This window comes from Nonomuraea sp. WAC 01424, from assembly GCF_003947315.1.
Lineage (GTDB): Bacteria > Actinomycetota > Actinomycetes > Streptosporangiales > Streptosporangiaceae > Nonomuraea > Nonomuraea spiralis.
Genome location: NZ_QHHZ01000002.1, coordinates 19,594 through 37,007 on the forward strand (window position 1 = coordinate 19,594; position 17,414 = coordinate 37,007).

Consider the following 17,414-nt stretch of genomic DNA (forward strand, 5'->3'; position numbering starts at 1 on the left):
GAACGCCCCCGTAACGCCGGACCGCTAGGAGGATTCCTCTGACATGACGACGCCGCCCCGCGTACGACGAACCAACGCCAGTTCCGGGCCCGTCGTGCTCGACGATCTCTCCAAGCAGATCATCGAGCAGCTCCAGTCCGACGGGCGCATGCCGTACGCCGCGATCGGCAAGGCCGTCGGGCTCTCCGAGGCCGCGGTGCGCCAGCGCGTCCAGCGGTTGCAGGACGCCGGGGTGATGCAGATCGTCGCGGTGACCGACCCGCTCACCCTCGGGTTCCCCCGGCAGGCGATGATCGGGGTCAACTGCGAGGGCGACCTGGAGTCGGTGGCCGACGAGCTGTCGGCCATCGAGGAGATCGACTACGTGGTGCTCACGGCGGGCTCCTTCGACGTGATCGTCGAGGTGGTCTGCGAGGGCGACGGCCACCTGCTGGAGATCCTCAGCAAGATCCGGGCCATCCCCGCCGTACGGGCCACCGAGTCGTTCGTGTACCTGAAGCTGCGTAAGCAGTCGTACTCCTGGGGCACGCGCTAACCGATCCGCGCCACAGCCCGTACGGGCGCCCCGTCGGCGCCGTCGAGCCGCAGCGGCATCATCCAGACCTCGACCGTCCTCCCCCGCGCCTGCGCGTCGAGCAGCCGGTCGAGGCCGGTCAGGTTCTCGGCGATCACGGCGTGCGCGCCGCACAGGACACGATGGGCGGGGAAGTCGTCCGCCGGTGTGGGGTCGACGCTCAGCGCGTCGATGCCGACCGTGCGCACGCCCCGCTCGACCAGCAGCGCCGCGGCCTCCTCGGTGAGGAAGGGGTGCCCCTGGTAGGACTCGCTCCCCCAATGGGCCGACCAGCCGGTCGCGACGAGCACCATCGGCGCGTCCCCGCCGGGCGCCGGGCCGAGCCCGGCGAAGCTCGCGGCCCCGATCGGGGTCCGGGGCGCGAGCCCCAGGGCGTCCACCACCACGGCGGGGCCGGCGAAACGGGACAGCGGCAGCTCGCCGAGCGCCGGGAGCGTGTCGTCCACGTGGAAGGGCGCGTCGACGTGGGTGCCCGACTGCGACCCCAGGTGCAGCCCCAGCACGTTGACGCCGTCGCGGGCCAGGGTGAGCGCGGGGGCGACCGAGACCTCGGGATCGCCCGGGTAGACGGGCATCCCGGTCTCGACGGGCACCGACAGGTCGACGAGTTCCATCACGCCATCGATTCTGCCGCGTCCACGATCGGCAGGATGGGCGTGTCGGCCGAGCGCACCAGGCGCGGGCCCTCGGGGCCGTACACCTCGCGAGGTTCGGGGAAGAGCACGAGCAGCGTCAGGTAGAGCACGGCGGCCACCGCGAGGCCCAGCGGCAGCGAGACGTCCACGCCGCCGGCCAGGTCGCCGAGCGGCCCGACGAACTGGCCGGGCAGGTTCACGAACATCAGCGCCGCGCCGGCCGCGACCAGCCAGGCCGAAAGGCCCCGCCAGTTCCAGCCGTGGGTGAACCAGTACCGGCCGCCGCGCTGGCGCCGGTTGAAGACCTGGAGGGCGTCGGGGTCGTACCAGCCTCGGCGGGTCACGTAGCCGAGGACCATGATGACCATCCAGGGCGCGGTGCAGGTGATGATCAGCGTGGCGAACGTCGAGATGCTGGCCGTCAGGTTGGCCGCGAAGCGCCCGACGAAGATGAACACGATCGACAGGGTCCCGATGAACACGGTCGCCTGCACCCGGGAGAAGCGGGTGAACACGCTGGAGAAGTCGAGGCCGGTGCCGTACAGGGAGGTGGTGCCGGTGGACATGCCGCCGATCAGCGCGATCAGGCAGACCGGTACGAAGTACCAGGCCGGCGAGATCGCCAGCAGCCCGCCCACGTAGTTGGGCGCCGCCGGGTCGACGTACTCGGCGGCCTTGGCGGCGATGATCGAGGCGGTGGCCAGCCCGAAGAAGAACGGCAGGATGGTGGCGATCTGCGACAGGAAGGCCGCCGCCATCACGCGGGAACGCGGGGTCGAGGCCGGGATGTAGCGGGACCAGTCGCCCAGGAAGGCGCCGAAGGACACCGGGTTCGACAACACGATCAGCGCCGCCCCGATGAACGACGGCCAGAACAGCGGGTCACCGGCCGCCAGCGTCCCGGGATAGGACGGGTCGAAGTCCCCGGCGAAGGCGAACACCCCGAGCACGAACAGCAGCGACGCCGCCGCGACCGCGATCTTGTTCACGAACAGCATGAAGCGGAAGCCGTACACGCAGACCACGAGGACGAGCACGGCGAAGATCGCGTACGCGACGCCGTACGACAGGTCGCCGTCGGGCAGCCCGACGAGCCGGTGCGCGCCGCCCACCAGCGCGTCGCCCGACGACCACACCGAGATCGAGAAGAACGCGATCGCCGTCAGCAGCGACAGGAACGAGCCGACCACCCGGCCGTGCACGCCCAGGTGGGCCGAGGAGGAGACGGCGTTGTTGGTGCCGTTGAGCGGACCGAACAGGGACAGCGGCGCCAGGATCAGCGCCCCGACCACCAGGCCGAGCACAGTGGCCGCGAGCCCCTGCCAGAACGACAGGCCGAACAGGATGGGGAAGGCCCCGAGCACGCAGGTGGCGAACGTGTTCGCGCCGCCGAAGGCGACCCGGAACAGGTCGAACGGCCCGGCGGTGCGGTCGGCGTCGGGGATGCGCTCGACGCCGTAGGTCTCGATCTCGGTGATGCTCATGTCTTCTCCTGCATCGCCAGCAGGCTGACGAGGTCGTAGGCCACGTGGGAGGCGGCGACCGAGGTGATCTCGGCGTGGTCGTAGGCGGGGGCCACCTCGACCACGTCGGCCCCGATCAGGCGGCAGCCGGCCAGGCCCCGGAGGATCTCCAGCAGCTCCCGGCTGGTGAGCCCGCCGGCCTCCGGCGTTCCCGTGCCGGGGGCGTGGGCGGGGTCGAGCACGTCGATGTCGACCGAGACGTACAGCGGCCGGTCGCCGACGCGCTGCCGCAGCACGTCGATGACCTCGTCCAGGCCGCGGCGCAGGACGTCGGCGGCGGTCAGGATGCCGAACCCGAGCCGCCGGTCGTCCTCCAGGTCCTTCTTGCCGTACAGCGGGCCCCGGATGCCGACGTGGCTCAGCGCCTCGGTGTCGAGGATGCCCTCCTCGACCGCGCGCCGGAAGGGGGTGCCGTGGGTGTACTCGGCGCCGAAGTAGGTGTCCCAGGTGTCGAGGTGGGCGTCGAAGTGCAGCAGCGCCACGGGACCGTGCTTCTTGGCCGCCGAGCGCAGCAGCGGCAGCGCGATCGTGTGGTCGCCGCCGATGGTGACGAGCTTGGCGTCCAGCTCGTCGGCCGCGGCCTCGATGGTCTCGACGGCCGCGCCGATGTCGAACGGGTTCGCCGCGATGTCACCGGCGTCGGCCACCTGCACCCGCTCGAACGGCGACACGTCCAGCCCCGGGTGGTAGGGCCGCAACAACCGCGACGCCTCCCGTACGGCGGCGGGACCGAACCGGGCGCCCGGCCGGTAGGACACGCCCGCGTCGAAGGGCACGCCCACGACGGCCACGTCCGCCCGCTCGACCTGGTCGAGGCGGGGCAGCCGGGCGACGGCGGCGGGCCCGGCGAAGCGCGGGACCTTGGAGGAGTCGACAGGACCGATGTGCATGTCCGTCAGTGTTCGTCACCCTTCTGACCTGCGGCAATTGTTACTCCCACAAAGTAATACGGTGTGTGTTGTGGCTGACCACAAGATGACGGTCGAAGACCTTCTCCGCTCCCCGGCTCTCCAGCTCCGCGTGCTCGCCGGCGAGGCCGGGCTGTCCCGCTCGGTCTCGTGGGCGCACGTCAGCGAGCTGGCCGATCCGACGCCTTGGCTGCTCGGCGCCGAGGTCATCATGACGACCGGCATCGGCCTGCCGCGCTCGGCCGCCCGGCAGCGCGCCTACCTCGAACGCCTCGACGACGCCGGGGTCTCGGCGCTCGCCCTGTCGGCCCAGCTCCACGTCCCGCCGCTGCATCCGGCCTTCTTCGAGGCCGCCGAGGAGCGCGGCATGCCGGTGCTGGAGGTGCCGCTCGCGGTGCCGTTCATCGCGGTCTCGCAGGAGGTGGCGGCGGCGCTGCAGGAGGACGCCAGCCACCGGCTGGGCGCGCAGCTCCAGGTGTTCGGGGCGCTGCGCTGGCTGGCCGCCGAGGACCTGGACACGGTCACGCTGTTCAAGCGCCTGGAACGCCTGTCCGGCTACGACGTCTACCTGTGCACCCCGCAGGGGCGGCCGCTGCTGCCCGGCGTGCCGGTCCCCGCGCTCGACGTCCTGCCCGCCGAGCCCGACGCGCCGCCCACGATCCCGGGCGGCTTCGCGCTGCCGGTCCCGGCGCCCGGCGGCCCGGCCGGGTTCCTGGTGGCCTTCGAACGCGAGGGCGCGCGGCCCGCCGGGCTGGCCGTGGTCCAGCACATCGCCACCGTGGCCGCCCTCCAGGTCGCCATGGCCAGGCACGAGCGCGAGACCCTGCGCAGGGAGGGCGCCGAGACGCTGGCCGAGCTGCTCCAGGACGTGCTCGACCCGCCCGCGGCCCGGCGGCGGCTGGCCAGGATGGGCCTGCCGCTGGAGAGCGGGTCGGTGTTGCTCGTGGTGCGTCACGCGCCCGACGACGCGCTGCGCAGGGCCGTGGGCGAGCTGCCGCACCTGATGCTCAGACGCGGCGACGACCACTACCTGCTGGGCCCGCCCGGCCTCGGGCCCGCGGTCGCCGCCGTGCCCGGGGTCAGCGCGGGGATGAGCCGCCCGTTCCCGCCGGGCGAGTCGCTGCGGGTCGCCCAGCGGGAGGCCGTGTGGGCGGCCACGCACGCCGCCGAGTCCGGCAAGGCGCTGGTCCACTACGGCGACGACACCACGGGCCGCTGGCTGCCCGACGACCCCTCGACGTTGTCGGCCCTGGTCGAGCACGTGCTGGGCGAGGTGCTGGCCTACGACGAGGCCCACGACTCGCGGCTGCTGCTGTCGGTGCGCACGTGGATGGAGCGCAACCGCCACGTCGAGGACGCGGCGGCGGCGCTGCACGTCCACCCCAACACGCTGGCCTACCGGCTGCGCAGGTTCGCCGCGCTGAGCGGGCGCGACCTGTCGTCGAGCGCGGCGTTCGCCGAGGTCTGGCTGGCCGTACGGGCGGCCCGCCAGCTCGGCCTGTGCTAGCCCGGCCCGCTCACGTGCCGCGGAGCTGGACCGTGGCGATCTCCCATGCCTTGAGCGGCAGCCTGAGTGTGCCCTCCTCGGTCTCCAGCGGCTCGCCGGGCCGGCCCGTCAGGTCGGCGCGCCTGGCCCGGGTGAAGTCCCCCTGCACGACGGCCTCGGTGTCCACCTCGGTGAGCGCCACCATCCGCAGCTCGTGCCAGCCGTCGCGCAGGCGCAGCGAGGTCATCGTGACGCCCTGGCCGGACACCGACAGCCCGGCCGCCGCCGGGGGCAGCGGCAGCTCCGGATCGCCCTGGCCGGGCGCGACCAGCAGGTCGTGCCGGAAGATCTCCGCCGCCACGGGGACGTCCCGCCAGTCCATGAACGGCATCAGCGCCAGCGACACGGTGTGCGGCCCGCGAGACTGCGCGGCCGGTGTCGGGAGCTGCGGGCCGGCGGGCTCGGGACGCAGCCCGTTGTGGTTGCGCGACAGGTAGCCGACCGAGCGCAGCAGCGTGAGCGCCAGCTCGTCGCCGTCGTTCAGCAGCTCGTACTCGGTCACGTTCTCCAGCAGCGCGGCCACCCCGCCGGCGGCCACCCAGCCGGCGGCGGGGAAGGTCGGCAGCGGGGTCTCGCCGCAGCCGCCCTCGGACTCCAGCTCCCGCCGCACGATCGCGAACTGCCCGTCGGCCAGCGAATGGTCGGCCCGCCTCGGCAGCGGCACGTGCAGCCGCACCCGATGGTCCTCGCACCGGTTGTCGAACGACACCCGCAGCCGGACGAAGCGCTCGCCCGCCCGCAGCTCGACCCGCATGTCCACGACGGCGTCCTCGCTCTCGCCGGTACGCGTGAGCGGCGGGAGCTCGGGCGTCGACGCGAGGCGTTCCCCGGCGGCCGGCCACAGGTAGACCCGGCGCACGTTCACGGAACCCACGAGCGGGCCCGCGTCCACGAGGGTGCTCTCGATCGACAGGGGTTCGGAGACGACCAGGTCCTCCTCGGGGGGCGCGTAGTTGTAGGTGTCGCCGGCGTCCCCGCCGTCCTCGATGCGGCACACGCCGGTGATCGTCCGGCCGTCCTCGCCGAAGAGCCCGAGCGTGCCGTCCGGCTCGATCTCGACCCGTAGCAGCCCGTTGTCCAGCACCTTCCTGCCGGCCGTGACGGGCAGGACCTCGACGTCGGAGCCGAGCCAGCAGCGGTCCTGGTGCCCCCACTCCTCCCGCGGCTCGCCGAACGCGTCGTCGTAGGCGACGGGCCGCAGGCTGGTGTGGCCCAGGGCGGGCACCTCGACGTAGGCGGCCACCTTGCGCCAGGGCTCGACCTCGATGCGGACGTGGGTGACGCCGTCGAGCGCGGCGCGTACCGCGGCCGGGTCGAACGGCCCGCGCGGTTCGCGGTCCAGGGTGAAGGTGAGGGTGTCCTCCGTGACGTCCCAGGCCACGATGTGCTGTCCGTACAGCTCGGTGCCGTGGACGTAGGTCAGCACCGTGGCCGGGTCGATGCGCTCGTCCATCAGGAGCGTCGGCGCGTGGTCGATGCGGTGGGAGGGGATCGCGGCTCCGAAGGAGTCGACCAGCGAGTCCGTGCCGGGCACCTCGACGATCACGACCCCGGCGCGCGGGGCCGGCGTCGGGTTGACGACGAGCACGCCGCCATATGGCACCGCCGCCGCCAGCCGGGCGGTCACCATGTCGCGGACGGCCTGCCCCAGGTGCTCGGCCTCGGCGATGCGGGCGGCGACCTGCTGGGCCGTCTCGTCCACGCCGCAACCGGTGACCGAGTCGTGGCCGCTGGCCTCCACCAGCCGCCGCCAGGCCATGTCGAGGAAGCGGCCGGGCCACGGGCCGCCCCAGAGCGCGGCCAGGGGCTCGGCGTAGCGCTCGACCATGCGCTCGGCCCGGCCCATGGCCTGCTTGACGGCGGCGCGGACGGAGATGACGCCGGGCAGGATGTTGGCGCGGGCGTGGGAGCGCAGCTCGCCGGTGACCCGCGGCAGGCCGGTGGTGTCGCCCGAATATCTCTCGATATAGCCGGACAAGGTGTCCATGCGGGCGCCGATGGCCACCACCATCTCCGGCAACCCGCGTACGGGCGCCGAGTGGTCGGTGCCGTACATGGCCAGGAGTTCGCCCTCGGGGCCGTGCCAGGCGCGCATGGTCTTCACGAACTCCGCCGCCCGCTCCTCCAGCCCGTTGACGTCGGAGAACAGGTGGGCGCCGTTGCCGTAGCCGCCCTCGGGCAGGTATTGGGTGCGGATCGCGGTGCCGTCGGGCGCCACCCAGGCGAAGGCGTCGGTCGTCACCGACGACGGCACCCCGCGGTAGACGCAGGCGTGCTCAAGCCCGGCCCGCCGCAGGATCTGCGGCATTTGGGCGATATGGCCAAACATGTCCGGCAGGTAGCCCACCCGCATCGCGCCGCCGAGCTTCTCGGCCCCGGCCAGCCCGAGTTCGAGGTTGCGGACGATGTTCTCGCCCGAGCACAGGAACTCGTCCAGCAGGATCTGCCACGGCCCCACCGCCAGCCGTCCGGACTTCACGAGCGCCGCGACGCGGTCGCGGTTCTCCGGCCGCACCTCCAGGTAGTCGTCCACGCAGGCGAGCTGACCGTCGAGGGTGAAGTGGTAGCCGGGCTCGCTTTCCATGGTGTCGAGCACCTCGTCGAGCAGGGCCACGAGCCTGAGCCTGAAACGCTGGAAGGGTTCGTACCACTCCCTGTCCCAGTGCGTGTGCGGGACGACCACTATGTCCATGCCGCCGCCTCCCCTCCGATGGGCAGTCGATGCCGGACGGCGTAGCGGGCGGCGATCCGCTGAGCCGTCACGATGTCCTCCAGTGCGCCGCCCGCGTCGGTGATCGGCGGGCTGCCATCGTTCACATAAGCATGGAAGGCGGCCAGTTGTACCTCGAACGCCTCGGTCACCTGGCGGTGTTCGGCGCGGGTCTCGGCCCCGGAGACCACGGTGAGGGTGGTGGGCGCGTTCATCAGGTAGGGCGTGGGGAAGACGAGCTCCAGCGTGCCGGCGGTGTGGTGGATCGCGACGGTCTCGCGGTAGGCCGGGTAGCCGTCCAGGTAGTGCCAGCGGATGTGGAAGCGGCCCGCGACGGGCAGGGGCCCGGAGATCTCCACCGAGCCGGGCGCCGGGCCCCAGCTCTCCACGTACGAGATCTCCTCCGGCGACCCGGTGAAGCACCTCAGCAGCGACAGGTCGTGGCAGATCGAGCCCAGGGAGATCGTGTACACGTCGCGCAGCGCCTCCGGGGCGTCCGCGCCGAGCGCCCGCGAGACGAGCGCGTCCTCGGCCGCCCGCAACGAGCCGAGCACGCCGGGATCGACGTCGCCGGCCCGCGTCAGGTTCGCGAACGCGAGCTGCGACTCCCCGCTCGGATGCAGCACGGTCACCTCGACCGACCGGACCGCCGCCGGCCCGCCCAGCTCGGCCAGCAGCTCGGCGGCCCGGCGTACGGCGGGGTCGTACTGCTTCATGTAACCCACCATCAGCCGCCCCTCGGGCAGCGCCGCCACCTCCGCCCGGGTCAGCGCGAGCGGCTTCTCGCACAGCACGGCGCAGCCGGCGTCCAGCGCCTGCCGCACGGTCTCGCCGTGGGAGCCGGAGGCCAGCACGATCACCGCCTCGAAACCGCCGTCGGCCAGCATCTCCGCCACGGACGTGTACCGCCGGGCCGCGCCCAGCCGGTCGCCGACGGCGTCGGCCAGCGTGCGTGACAGGTCGCAGACGGCGCTCACCTCGAACAGGTCGCGCCGCCTGGACAACAGCGGCACGTAGACCGCCTGGGTGACGGCCCCGCACCCCACCAGCGCGATCCTCACAGCCCCAGCTCCCTCAGCCTGTCGCGGTTGGCGGCCTGGTCGGCGATGTTCCGTTCGACCGGGCGGCGGCCCGGCATGATGTCCTGCTCGACGACGATCCAGCCCTCGTAGCCGAGCGCGTCGAGCGCCGCCACGACCGCGGGCAGGTCGAGCTCGCCCTCGCCGAGCCGGGTGAAGCCACCCCTGGCCATCAGCTCGCGCAGGTCGGCGCCATCGTCCAGGGCGGTGGCCAGGATCTTGGTGTCGCCGTCCTTGATGTGCACGTGCCCGATCCGGCCGGCCCACGCGCGCAGGGCCGCCACCGGGTCTCCCCCGGCCAGCAGCAAGTGGCCGGTGTCCAGGCAGAGCGGCACGTCGGTCAGCTCCAGGAGGCGTTCGACGTCGTCGGGGGTCTCGACGTACGTGCCGAGGTGGTGGTGGAAGGCGGGTTCCAGGCCGCGTTCGCGGCAGCGGTCGGCGGCCTCCTGGACGCGGGCGGCGTACCCGGGCCAGTCGGCGGCCGGCAGCCCGGGGACGCTCCCGCCGGGCCTGGCGAACCGCTCCGGCGAGCCCGAGCAGGCCAGCGTGGGCCGGGGCGCGAAGGGCGCGGGCGCCTCGGGCGCGGCGGCGAACACGTCGAGCGCGGCCTCCAGCGCGGGCAGCCCCCGCCGGTACGCCTCGGCGTCGCCGTACCGCAGGTCGACCCAGCCCCCGGCGAGCAGCAGGCCGTGCGCGGCCAGCCGCCGGGCCAGGCCGGGGCCGGTGCCGAGGTAGCCGATGGGCCCCGAGTCGATGCCCTCGTAGCCGGCCTCGGCCAGGGCGCGGACCATCTCGTCGGGGCCGAGCGGCGGCGGCGCGTCGCTGAGCTCGAACACGCCGAAGCTCACCGGCGCGTTCGCGACTTTCCTCAATGGCATAGGGCGATCACCTCGTTCTCGTGGGTCTCCAGGCGGTGGAGTCCTTCGCCGGCCCGCAGCAGCGCGCGCTCGCCGCGGACGACCTGGCGGGCACCGCCGGGACGGACCAGCACCAGGCCGTCGGCGCCGAGCGCGAGCAGTTCGTCGCCCAGCCGGAGCAGCAGCGGCGCGTCCGGCCCGGCCGAAACGGCGGTGCGCCCGGCGCGTACGCCGTCGAGCACCGCGTCCGGGTCCTCGGCCAGCACCCACGTGGTCGGCGCGCCCGGGAGCCCGTCGCTGCCGGGGCGGTGGAAGTCGCTGCCGCCGATGGCCACCACGTCCTCGCGCCAGGCGTCGGCCCAGGCCAGCGGCGCGCCCCAGCGGCGGTCCCACCAGCCGGAGCTCCACACCTCGGCCACCCTCGGGCGATCGGCGATCGGCAGCAGCCAGGCGCAGTCGCCGCCCAGCGGGTGGTTGATCGAGATCAGGCCGCCCGCCCGCCCGGCGTGCTCGGCCCAGGAGTCGGCGGGCCGCCGGAAGTCCACCCAGCCGACCTCGCCGAACACGTTGGCGTGGCCGCGGTCGGTGGTGACCTCCTGGCCGGGGATGAGCGTGACGCCGCGGCCGGCCGCGCGCAGCCACGGGTGGTGGCTGACCGTGTTGTGGTCGGTGACGGCCAGGAAGTCGAGGCCCCGGCCGTGGGCCAGCTCGGCCAGTTCGGCGACGGTGAGCGTGCCGTCGCTGTGGACGGTGTGGGCGTGGAAGTCGCCGGCGTACCAGCGCAGCCCGTCCACGTCGGGGACGTCCCTGCGCGGGGGCCGCTCGCCGGGCGGCGGCTCGGCGACGAAGCGCTCGGGCGGGGCCGTACGCTCCGCCGTGATCTCCAGCGTGAAGTCGAGCCCCTGCGGCGGCACGCGGTGCAGCCCCAGCCACACGTGCCAGACGCCGGACTCGGGGACACCGGGCAGGTAACCGGGGGTGGCCCAGTCGCGGGTGATCGTGAACTCCGCGCGTGCCCCTCCCGACCAGCCGCGGAACCCGCCGGGGGCACCGCAGCCGAGGTCGAGCACGCCCTGTGAACGGTCGTAGTCGAGCCGTACGGTGACGGCCTCGGATCCGGGGGGCACCTCGAAGGGCACCTCACGCAACATCCGCTCCAGCCGGTCGTCGAGGCTCCAGTGGCCTTTCACGCCGGTCCGCCCTTGCCTGAGGCGGGGCGGAAAGAGAGCTTGGTGATGTGCTGTTCGTGGTGGACGTCGCTGGGGACGAACATGAGCGAACCTCCTCAGCGTCCGACACTACCGAAGTGAGGTGACGGGGCCCGGCCTGAACGATCATCCACAACATAGCGGACATCCTTATGTCATGACAATATGCCATAGTGTCGAGGTAAGGTGCGTCCTCTGGAGGTGCGTTGTACGACCTGATCACGATCGGCCGCTGCGGCGTCGACGTCTATCCGCTGCAGACCGGCGTCGGGCTGGCCGACGTCGAGACCTTCGGCAAGTTCCTCGGCGGCAGCCCGACCAACGTCGCCGTCGCGGCGGCGCGTCACGGGCTGCGCTCCGCGGTGATCACCGCCGTGGGCGCCGACCCCTTCGGCGTGTACGTACGACGGGCCATCCGCGGCTTCGGCGTGGACGACGCCTACGTGAGCGTCATCGAGGGCCCGGCCACGCCGGTCACGTTCTGCGAGATCTTCCCGCCCGACCACTTCCCCATCTACTTCTACCGCGGCGAGCACCCGCCCGACCTGCGCATCACCCCGGACCTGCTCGACCTCGACGCCGTCCGGGCCGCCGGCCTGTTCTGGTTCTCGCTCACCGGCCTGAGCATGGAGCCGAGCCGGTCCGCCCACGCCGCCGCCCTGGCGGCCCGTACGTCCGGCTGGACGGTGTTCGACCTCGACTACCGCGCGGCGCTGTGGGAGTCGCGCGAGGCCGCCCGCGCGGCCGTGCGCGAGGCGCTGCCGCACGCGAACGTGGCCGTCGGCAACCTGGAGGAGGTGGAGACCGCGGTCGGCGTGCGCGACCCGGAGGCGGCGGCGCGGGCCCTGCTCGACGCCGGGGCCGAGGTGGCGATCGTCAAGATGGGCCCGGCCGGGGTGCTCGCCCGCACGGCGACGGAGAGCGTCGTGGCCGAGCCGGTCGAGGTGAAGGTGGTCAACGGCATCGGGGCCGGCGACGCGTTCGGCGGCGCGGTCTGCCTCGGGCTGCTGCGCGGCTGGCCGCTGGAGCGCACGATCCGCTTCGCCAACGCCGCCGGGGCCCTCGTCGCCGGCCGCCTGGCCTGCGCCGACGCCATGCCCACCACGGACGAGGTGCGGCAACTGCTGGACGAGGTGCCCACGTGAGCGACCTCACGCTCCCCGGGACCGCCCGCTACGAGTGGCTCACGCGCATCCGCGCGACCCGTCCCGAGGAGATCGCCGAGGCCGCCGCCCGGCGGCGGCGCCGAGGGCTGCCCGCCGCGGACGAGCGCCTGGTGATCATCGCCGCCGACCACCCGGCCAGGGGCGCCCTGTCCGTACGCGACCGCCCGCTGGCCATGGGCAGCCGCCCCGACCTGCTCGACCGCCTCCGGACGGCCCTGGCCAGGCCCGGCGTGGACGGCGTCCTGGCCTCCCCCGACGTCCTGGAGGACCTGCTCCTGCTGGGCGCGCTGGAGGGCAAGCTGGCCTTCGGCTCGATGAACCGCGGCGGCCTCCAGGGCTCGGTGTTCGAGCTGGATGACCGCTTCACCGGCTTCGACGCCGACGCCATCGACACGATGCGCCTCGACGGCGGCAAGATGTTGTGCCGCATCGACCCCGGCGACCACGCGACGGCCGCCACGCTGGAGTCGTGCGCCCACGCGGTGACCGGCCTGGCCCGCAGGCGGCTGCTGGCCATGGTGGAGCCGTTCTGGGCGACCCGTTCGGAGTCCGGCGTGCTGCGCAACGACCTGTCCCCCGACGCGGTGATCCGCTCGATCAGCGTCGCCCAGGCGCTCGGCGCGACCTCGGCCTACACCTGGCTGAAGATCCCCGTGGTGGCCGAGATGGAACGGGTGATGGCCGCGACCACGCTGCCCGCCCTGCTCCTCGGCGGTGACCCGACCGACCTCGGCGCGGCCTTCGCCGACTGGCGCCGCGCGCTGGCCCTGCCCGGCGTCCGCGGCCTCGTCGTCGGCCGCGCCCTGCTCTATCCGTCCGACGACGACGTGGCGACGGCGGTGGACGGCGCCGCCGCCCTGGTACGAGAGGCACACGCATGACCTACCTGCCCTACGGCAAGGCCGCCGGCGGCCCCTGGTCGGTGGAGATCACCCCGTCGCTGGCCGGATGGACCTACTCGGGGCTGCGGGTCGTGGACCTGACCGGCGTCCCGCTGTCGTTCGACACCGGCGAGGAGGAGACGATCGTCCTGCCGCTGTCCGGGTCGTGCACGGTCGAGGCGGCCGGGGAGACGTTCGTGCTGGCCGGGCGCGGGTCGGTGTTCGAGGGGCCGAGCGACTTCGTGTACCTGCCGATCGGCACCCGGGCCACGTTGAACGGCGCGGGCCGGGTCGCGCTGCCGTCGGCCCGCGCGACCCGGGCGCTGCCGCCGCGCCAGGTGCCGGCCTCGCGCGTGCCCGTGGAGATCAGGGGCGCGGGCCGGGCCAGCCGACAGGTCAACAACTTCTGCGCACCCGGCGTGTTCGAGTGCGACAAGCTCATGGCCGTCGAGGTGCTCACCCCGGGCGGCAACTGGTCGTCCTATCCCCCGCACAAACACGACACCCCCAACCCGGGCGAGGCCGTGCTGGAGGAGATCTACTACTTCGAGGTCGCCGACGGCGGGCCCGGCTACCAGCGCGTCTACTCCTCCGAACGGGGGCGGATCGACACGCTCGCCGAGGTCACCTCCGGCGACGTCGTCCTGGTGCCCTACGGCTACCACGGGCCCTCCATGGCCGCCCCCGGCTACGACCTGTACTACCTCAACGTGCTGGCGGGCCCGGCGGAGGAGCGTTCGATGGCGTTCTGCGACGATCCCCGCCACGCCTGGATCCGCTCGTCCTGGTCAGGGCAGGACATCGACCCCAGACTGCCGTTCGGGAGGGACGCATGACCCGGTTGACCGTCGCACAGGCGCTCGTACGCTTCCTGGCCGGCCAGTGGAGCGAGCGGGACGGCGTGGAGCGCCGCTTCTTCGGCGGCTGCTTCGGCATCTTCGGCCACGGCAACGTCGCCGGACTCGGCCAGGCGCTGGCCACCACGGGCGACGACCTGCCCTACTACCTGGCCCGCAACGAGCAGGCCATGGTGCACACGGCCGCCGCCTACGCCCGCGCCGGCAACCGGCTGGCCACGCTGGCCTGCACCACCTCGATCGGCCCCGGCGCGACCAACATGGTCACGGGCGCGGCCGGCGCGACCGTCAACCGGCTGCCGGTGCTCCTGCTGCCCGGCGACGTCTTCGCCACCCGCGCCGCCAACCCGGTGCTCCAGGAACTGGAGGACCCCCGTTCGTACGACCTCTCGGTCAACGACTGCCTCAAGCCGGTCTCGCGGTACTGGGACCGGATCAACCGGCCGGAACAGCTCCCGTCCGCGCTGCTGGCCGCCATGCGGGTGCTCACGGACCCGGCCGAGACCGGCGCGGTGACGCTCGCGCTGCCGCAGGACGTGCAGGCCGAGGCGTACGACTGGCCGCGGGAGCTGTTCGCCCGCCGTGTGTGGCACGTGCCGCGCCCGAGGCCGGACCGCGCCGCGCTGGCCAGGGCGGCCGAGGTGATCAGGTCGGCGGCCCGCCCGCTGATCGTCGCGGGCGGCGGGACGATCTACAGCGAGGCCACCGGCGAGCTGGCCGCCTTCGCCGAGGCGCACGGCATCCCGGTGGCCGAGACGCAGGCCGGCAAGGGCTCGCTGCCCCATGGCCATCGGCTGGCGATGGGCGCGGTGGGCGCGACCGGCACCACCGCCGCCGACACGCTGGCCCGCGAGGCCGACGTGATCATCGGGATCGGCACCCGCTACAGCGACTTCACCACGGCGTCGAGATCGCTCTTCGCGGCCGGGGCGAGATTCGTGAACGTCAACGTCACCGCGTTCGACGCCGCCAAGCTGTCGGGGCTGCAACTGGTGGGCGACGCCCGGGAGTGCTTGACGGACCTGGCCGCGGCCTGCGCCGGCTGGCGCTCCGACGACGCCTGGACGGCCAGGTCCGCCGCGCTTTCCCAGAGTTGGGACGTGAGCGTGGACCAAGCGTACTCGCTCGACGACTCTCCGTTGTCGCAGTCGGCGATAATCGGCGCCGTCAACGCGGCGGCGGGCGCGGACGGCGTCGTGGTGTGCGCGGCCGGGTCCATGCCCGGCGACCTGCACCGGTTGTGGCGGCCGAGCGGCCCCGGCGCCTACCACGTCGAGTACGGCTACTCCTGCATGGGCTACGAGATCGCGGGCGGCGTGGGCGTCAAGATGGCCGTGCCCGAGCGCGAGGTGTTCGTCATGGTGGGCGACGGGTCGTACCTGATGATGGCGCAGGAGCTGGTCACGGCGGTCGCCGAGGGCGTCAAGCTGATCGTCGTCCTGGTGGACAACGCCGGCTTCGCCTCCATCGGCCGGTTGTCGGAGAGCGTCGGCGCGCGCCGGCTGGGCACGTCCTACCGCTCCCGTACGGGTGGCCCGCTGCCGGTCGACCTGGCCGCCAACGCCGCCAGCCTGGGGGCGGCCGTGCTGCGTCCGGAATCGCTCGCCGACCTGCGCAAGGCCCTGGAGGAGGCGCGCGCGTCCACCGGGACGACGGTCGTCTACGTGCGCACCGACCCCCTGGCCGACGACGCCCCCTCCTCCGGAGCGTGGTGGGACGTGCCGGTGGCCGAGGTGGGCGCGGCGGCCGAGCGGGCGGCGTACGAGGAGGCCAAGCGGTCGCAGCGGCCGCACCTGACACCGCCGTCCTGACCAGGATTGCCCCCGATCACCCGCGGGAAAGCCTCTGACCAGGCACGATCGGGGGTTGGGAATGAGGCCGTGGCGGGCGCTTGGCTGGATCGCGATCATCGCGGTCGCCTTCTTCTGCCTCTATCACGTGCGCACGGTGGCCATGTCCATCATCATCGGGGTGTTCATCACGGCGCTCCTGGCCCCGCCCGCCCGCTGGCTCACCGCCCGCGGGGTCGGACCGGCCCTGGCCACCGCGGTCGTCTTCGCCGGCGGCCTGCTGCTGGCCGGGGCGCTGATCGCGCTGCTGGTGCCGCCGACGGTCGACAGCCTGAGCGAGCTGCGCTCAAGCGTGGGCAAGGCGCTGGACGACGTGCACGGCCTGGCCGCCCGGTTCGGCCTCGACGACCAGCGGCTGCTCGCGCAGGCCAGGGACTACCTGTCCAAACAGGGCAAACAGATCACCAGCGGCGCCCTGGCCGGGGTCAAGACGGTCGGCGAGATCGTCGTGGGCGCGGTGCTCGCGGTCATCCTGTCGGTGTACTTCGTGCACGGCGGCGAGCGGCTGTTCGCCTGGATCGTCGACCTCGTGCCCGAACGCGCCAAGGCCCGTTGCCGCGACACCGGCCTGCTGATCTTCGGGGTGATCGGCCGCTACATCCGCGGGGTGGCGATCGTGGGCGTGGTGGACGGGTTCTTCATCGGGCTCACGTTGTGGATCCTCGGCGTGCCGATCGCGCTGCCGCTGGCCGTGCTGACGTTCGTGGGGGCGTTCCTGCCGGTGGTGGGGGCGTTCATGGCCGGGTTGCTGGCGGCGGTGGTGGCGTTCGTGGCCAAGGGGTGGCTGGTGGCGCTGATCGTGGTCGCGGTGACCGTGGCCGTGCAGCAGCTCGAAGGGCACGTGCTGGCGCCGCAGATCTACGGCAAGGCGCTCGACCTGCCGGGCGCGGTCATCCTGGTGGCGATCGCGGTCGGCAGCGTGATCGCGGGCATCACCGGGGCGTTCCTGGCCGCCCCGGCGACCTCGGTGCTGGTCGCGCTGCTGCGGCGGCCGCGGGCCACCTGATCACTCCCGGGCGGCGCTGACCTCCGCCAGTTGCTCGTGCGACCACGTCATCCGCCCGTCCCGCAGGTCGGCGAGCACGGCACGCAGCCAGCGCGCCTCGGCCGCCGTCACCTCGCGCAGGTACTCGATCTCCAGCATCGTGATGCGCGGCAGGTCCGCCTCGGCCGCGAGGCTCGACTCCAGCTCGGCGAGCGTGCGCTCCACCGCCTCCGCCCGCCGTTCCAGCGCGTCGGCCAGCTCGCCGGGGGCGAGCAGCATCGCGTTCGACAGCGCCGCGGGGAACTGCGGGAACTCCTGCTTGGGACGGCTGAGCATGTCGTCCAGCCAGGCGCGCAGCCGCTCACGGCCGGCGTCGGTGAGCTCGTAGACCGTGCGCTCCGGGTACTGCTGGTCGCGCCCGGTCTCCCTGACCCTGAGCAACCCGGCCTCGGCCAGCCGGTCGATCGTGCGGTAGAGCCCGGCCCGCTGGCCCACGTTGACCACCTGGTCCTTGCCCCACTGCTTGAGCAGCCGCTGCATGCCGTACGGATGCAGGGGCCTGGACCGCAGCAGGGCCAGCACGGTCAGAGCGAGCGGCGAGCCGCGGTCGAGGGCCATGCCCACCATCCTACTCC

At 73.3% G+C, this 17,414-nt stretch carries 15 protein-coding genes; 7 read left to right on the forward strand and 8 right to left on the reverse strand.

From position 1 onward, the window contains the following. Nucleotides 1-43: 43 nt before the first annotated feature. Entirely contained in the window at nt 44-535 is a 492-nt protein-coding gene (locus tag DMB42_RS05370) for an Lrp/AsnC family transcriptional regulator (protein ID WP_125631294.1), read from the forward strand. On the opposite strand, the gene DMB42_RS05375 is transcribed toward DMB42_RS05370, so the two are convergent. The 3 genes from DMB42_RS05375 to speB are packed head-to-tail and all read right to left on the reverse strand — an operon-like array spanning nt 532 to nt 3,622. After that, entirely contained in the window at nt 532-1,188 is a 657-nt protein-coding gene (locus tag DMB42_RS05375; RefSeq protein WP_125632580.1) for a cyclase family protein, read from the reverse strand. The genes DMB42_RS05370 and DMB42_RS05375 overlap by 4 nt on opposite strands. After that, the gene (locus DMB42_RS05380; protein WP_125631296.1) at nt 1,188-2,693 is read right to left on the reverse strand and encodes a cytosine permease; all 1,506 of its coding nucleotides are present in this window, start codon (nt 2,691-2,693) and stop codon (nt 1,188-1,190) included. The genes DMB42_RS05375 and DMB42_RS05380 overlap by 1 nt, the downstream gene beginning before the upstream one ends. Further along, nucleotides 2,690-3,622 (reverse strand): agmatinase, encoded by a 933-nt coding sequence (gene speB / locus DMB42_RS05385; protein ID WP_125631298.1) that lies wholly within the window; start codon nt 3,620-3,622, stop codon nt 2,690-2,692. Before speB ends, DMB42_RS05380 begins: the two co-directional genes overlap by 4 nt. Before the next feature lie 70 nt (nt 3,623-3,692). Between speB and DMB42_RS05390 the strand changes: the two genes are divergently transcribed. Continuing rightward, on the forward strand, nt 3,693-5,147 hold the full coding sequence (locus DMB42_RS05390; RefSeq protein ID WP_260477507.1) for a PucR family transcriptional regulator: 1,455 nt from the start codon (nt 3,693-3,695) through the stop codon (nt 5,145-5,147). A gap of 10 nt (nt 5,148-5,157) precedes the next feature. Here DMB42_RS05390 and DMB42_RS05395 read toward each other — a convergent pair whose 3' ends face one another. From DMB42_RS05395 to DMB42_RS05410, 4 genes are read right to left on the reverse strand one after another with little or no spacing between them, the layout of a single operon-like run. Next, nucleotides 5,158-7,878: a glycoside hydrolase family 38 C-terminal domain-containing protein gene (locus DMB42_RS05395; RefSeq protein WP_125631300.1), complete on the reverse strand. Its 2,721-nt coding sequence runs from the start codon at nt 7,876-7,878 to the stop codon at nt 5,158-5,160. After that, entirely contained in the window at nt 7,869-8,957 is a 1,089-nt protein-coding gene (locus DMB42_RS05400) for a Gfo/Idh/MocA family protein (protein ID WP_125631302.1), read from the reverse strand. Before DMB42_RS05400 ends, DMB42_RS05395 begins: the two co-directional genes overlap by 10 nt. Next, on the reverse strand, nt 8,954-9,853 hold the full coding sequence (locus DMB42_RS05405) for a TIM barrel protein (RefSeq protein WP_125631304.1): 900 nt from the start codon (nt 9,851-9,853) through the stop codon (nt 8,954-8,956). The genes DMB42_RS05400 and DMB42_RS05405 overlap by 4 nt, the downstream gene beginning before the upstream one ends. Further along, nucleotides 9,844-11,022: a CehA/McbA family metallohydrolase gene (locus DMB42_RS05410; RefSeq protein ID WP_125631306.1), complete on the reverse strand. Its 1,179-nt coding sequence runs from the start codon at nt 11,020-11,022 to the stop codon at nt 9,844-9,846. Before DMB42_RS05410 ends, DMB42_RS05405 begins: the two co-directional genes overlap by 10 nt. A gap of 224 nt (nt 11,023-11,246) precedes the next feature. On the opposite strand from DMB42_RS05410, the gene iolC reads away from it, so the two are divergent. From iolC to DMB42_RS05435, 5 genes are all read left to right on the forward strand, one after another. Next, nucleotides 11,247-12,185 (forward strand): 5-dehydro-2-deoxygluconokinase, encoded by a 939-nt coding sequence (gene iolC, locus DMB42_RS05415; RefSeq protein ID WP_125631308.1) that lies wholly within the window; start codon nt 11,247-11,249, stop codon nt 12,183-12,185. Continuing rightward, a complete protein-coding gene (locus DMB42_RS05420; protein ID WP_260477508.1) occupies nt 12,182-13,087 on the forward strand; it encodes a deoxyribose-phosphate aldolase in 906 nt (301 codons plus the stop codon). The genes iolC and DMB42_RS05420 overlap by 4 nt, the downstream gene beginning before the upstream one ends. Then, nucleotides 13,084-13,923: a 5-deoxy-glucuronate isomerase gene (gene iolB, locus DMB42_RS05425; RefSeq protein ID WP_125631310.1), complete on the forward strand. Its 840-nt coding sequence runs from the start codon at nt 13,084-13,086 to the stop codon at nt 13,921-13,923. The genes DMB42_RS05420 and iolB overlap by 4 nt, the downstream gene beginning before the upstream one ends. Beyond that, complete coding sequence (gene iolD / locus DMB42_RS05430; protein WP_125631312.1) at nt 13,920-15,755, forward strand: 3D-(3,5/4)-trihydroxycyclohexane-1,2-dione acylhydrolase (decyclizing); 1,836 nt, start codon at nt 13,920-13,922, stop codon at nt 15,753-15,755. The genes iolB and iolD overlap by 4 nt, the downstream gene beginning before the upstream one ends. A 61-nt stretch (nt 15,756-15,816) precedes the next feature. Then, on the forward strand, nt 15,817-16,800 hold the full coding sequence (locus DMB42_RS05435) for an AI-2E family transporter (RefSeq protein WP_125632586.1): 984 nt from the start codon (nt 15,817-15,819) through the stop codon (nt 16,798-16,800). Here the strand turns inward: DMB42_RS05435 and DMB42_RS05440 are convergent, their stop codons facing one another. Then, nucleotides 16,801-17,397 (reverse strand): PadR family transcriptional regulator, encoded by a 597-nt coding sequence (locus DMB42_RS05440; RefSeq protein WP_125631314.1) that lies wholly within the window; start codon nt 17,395-17,397, stop codon nt 16,801-16,803. It abuts the gene before it with no gap. Between the last annotated feature and the right edge of the window lie 17 nt (nt 17,398-17,414).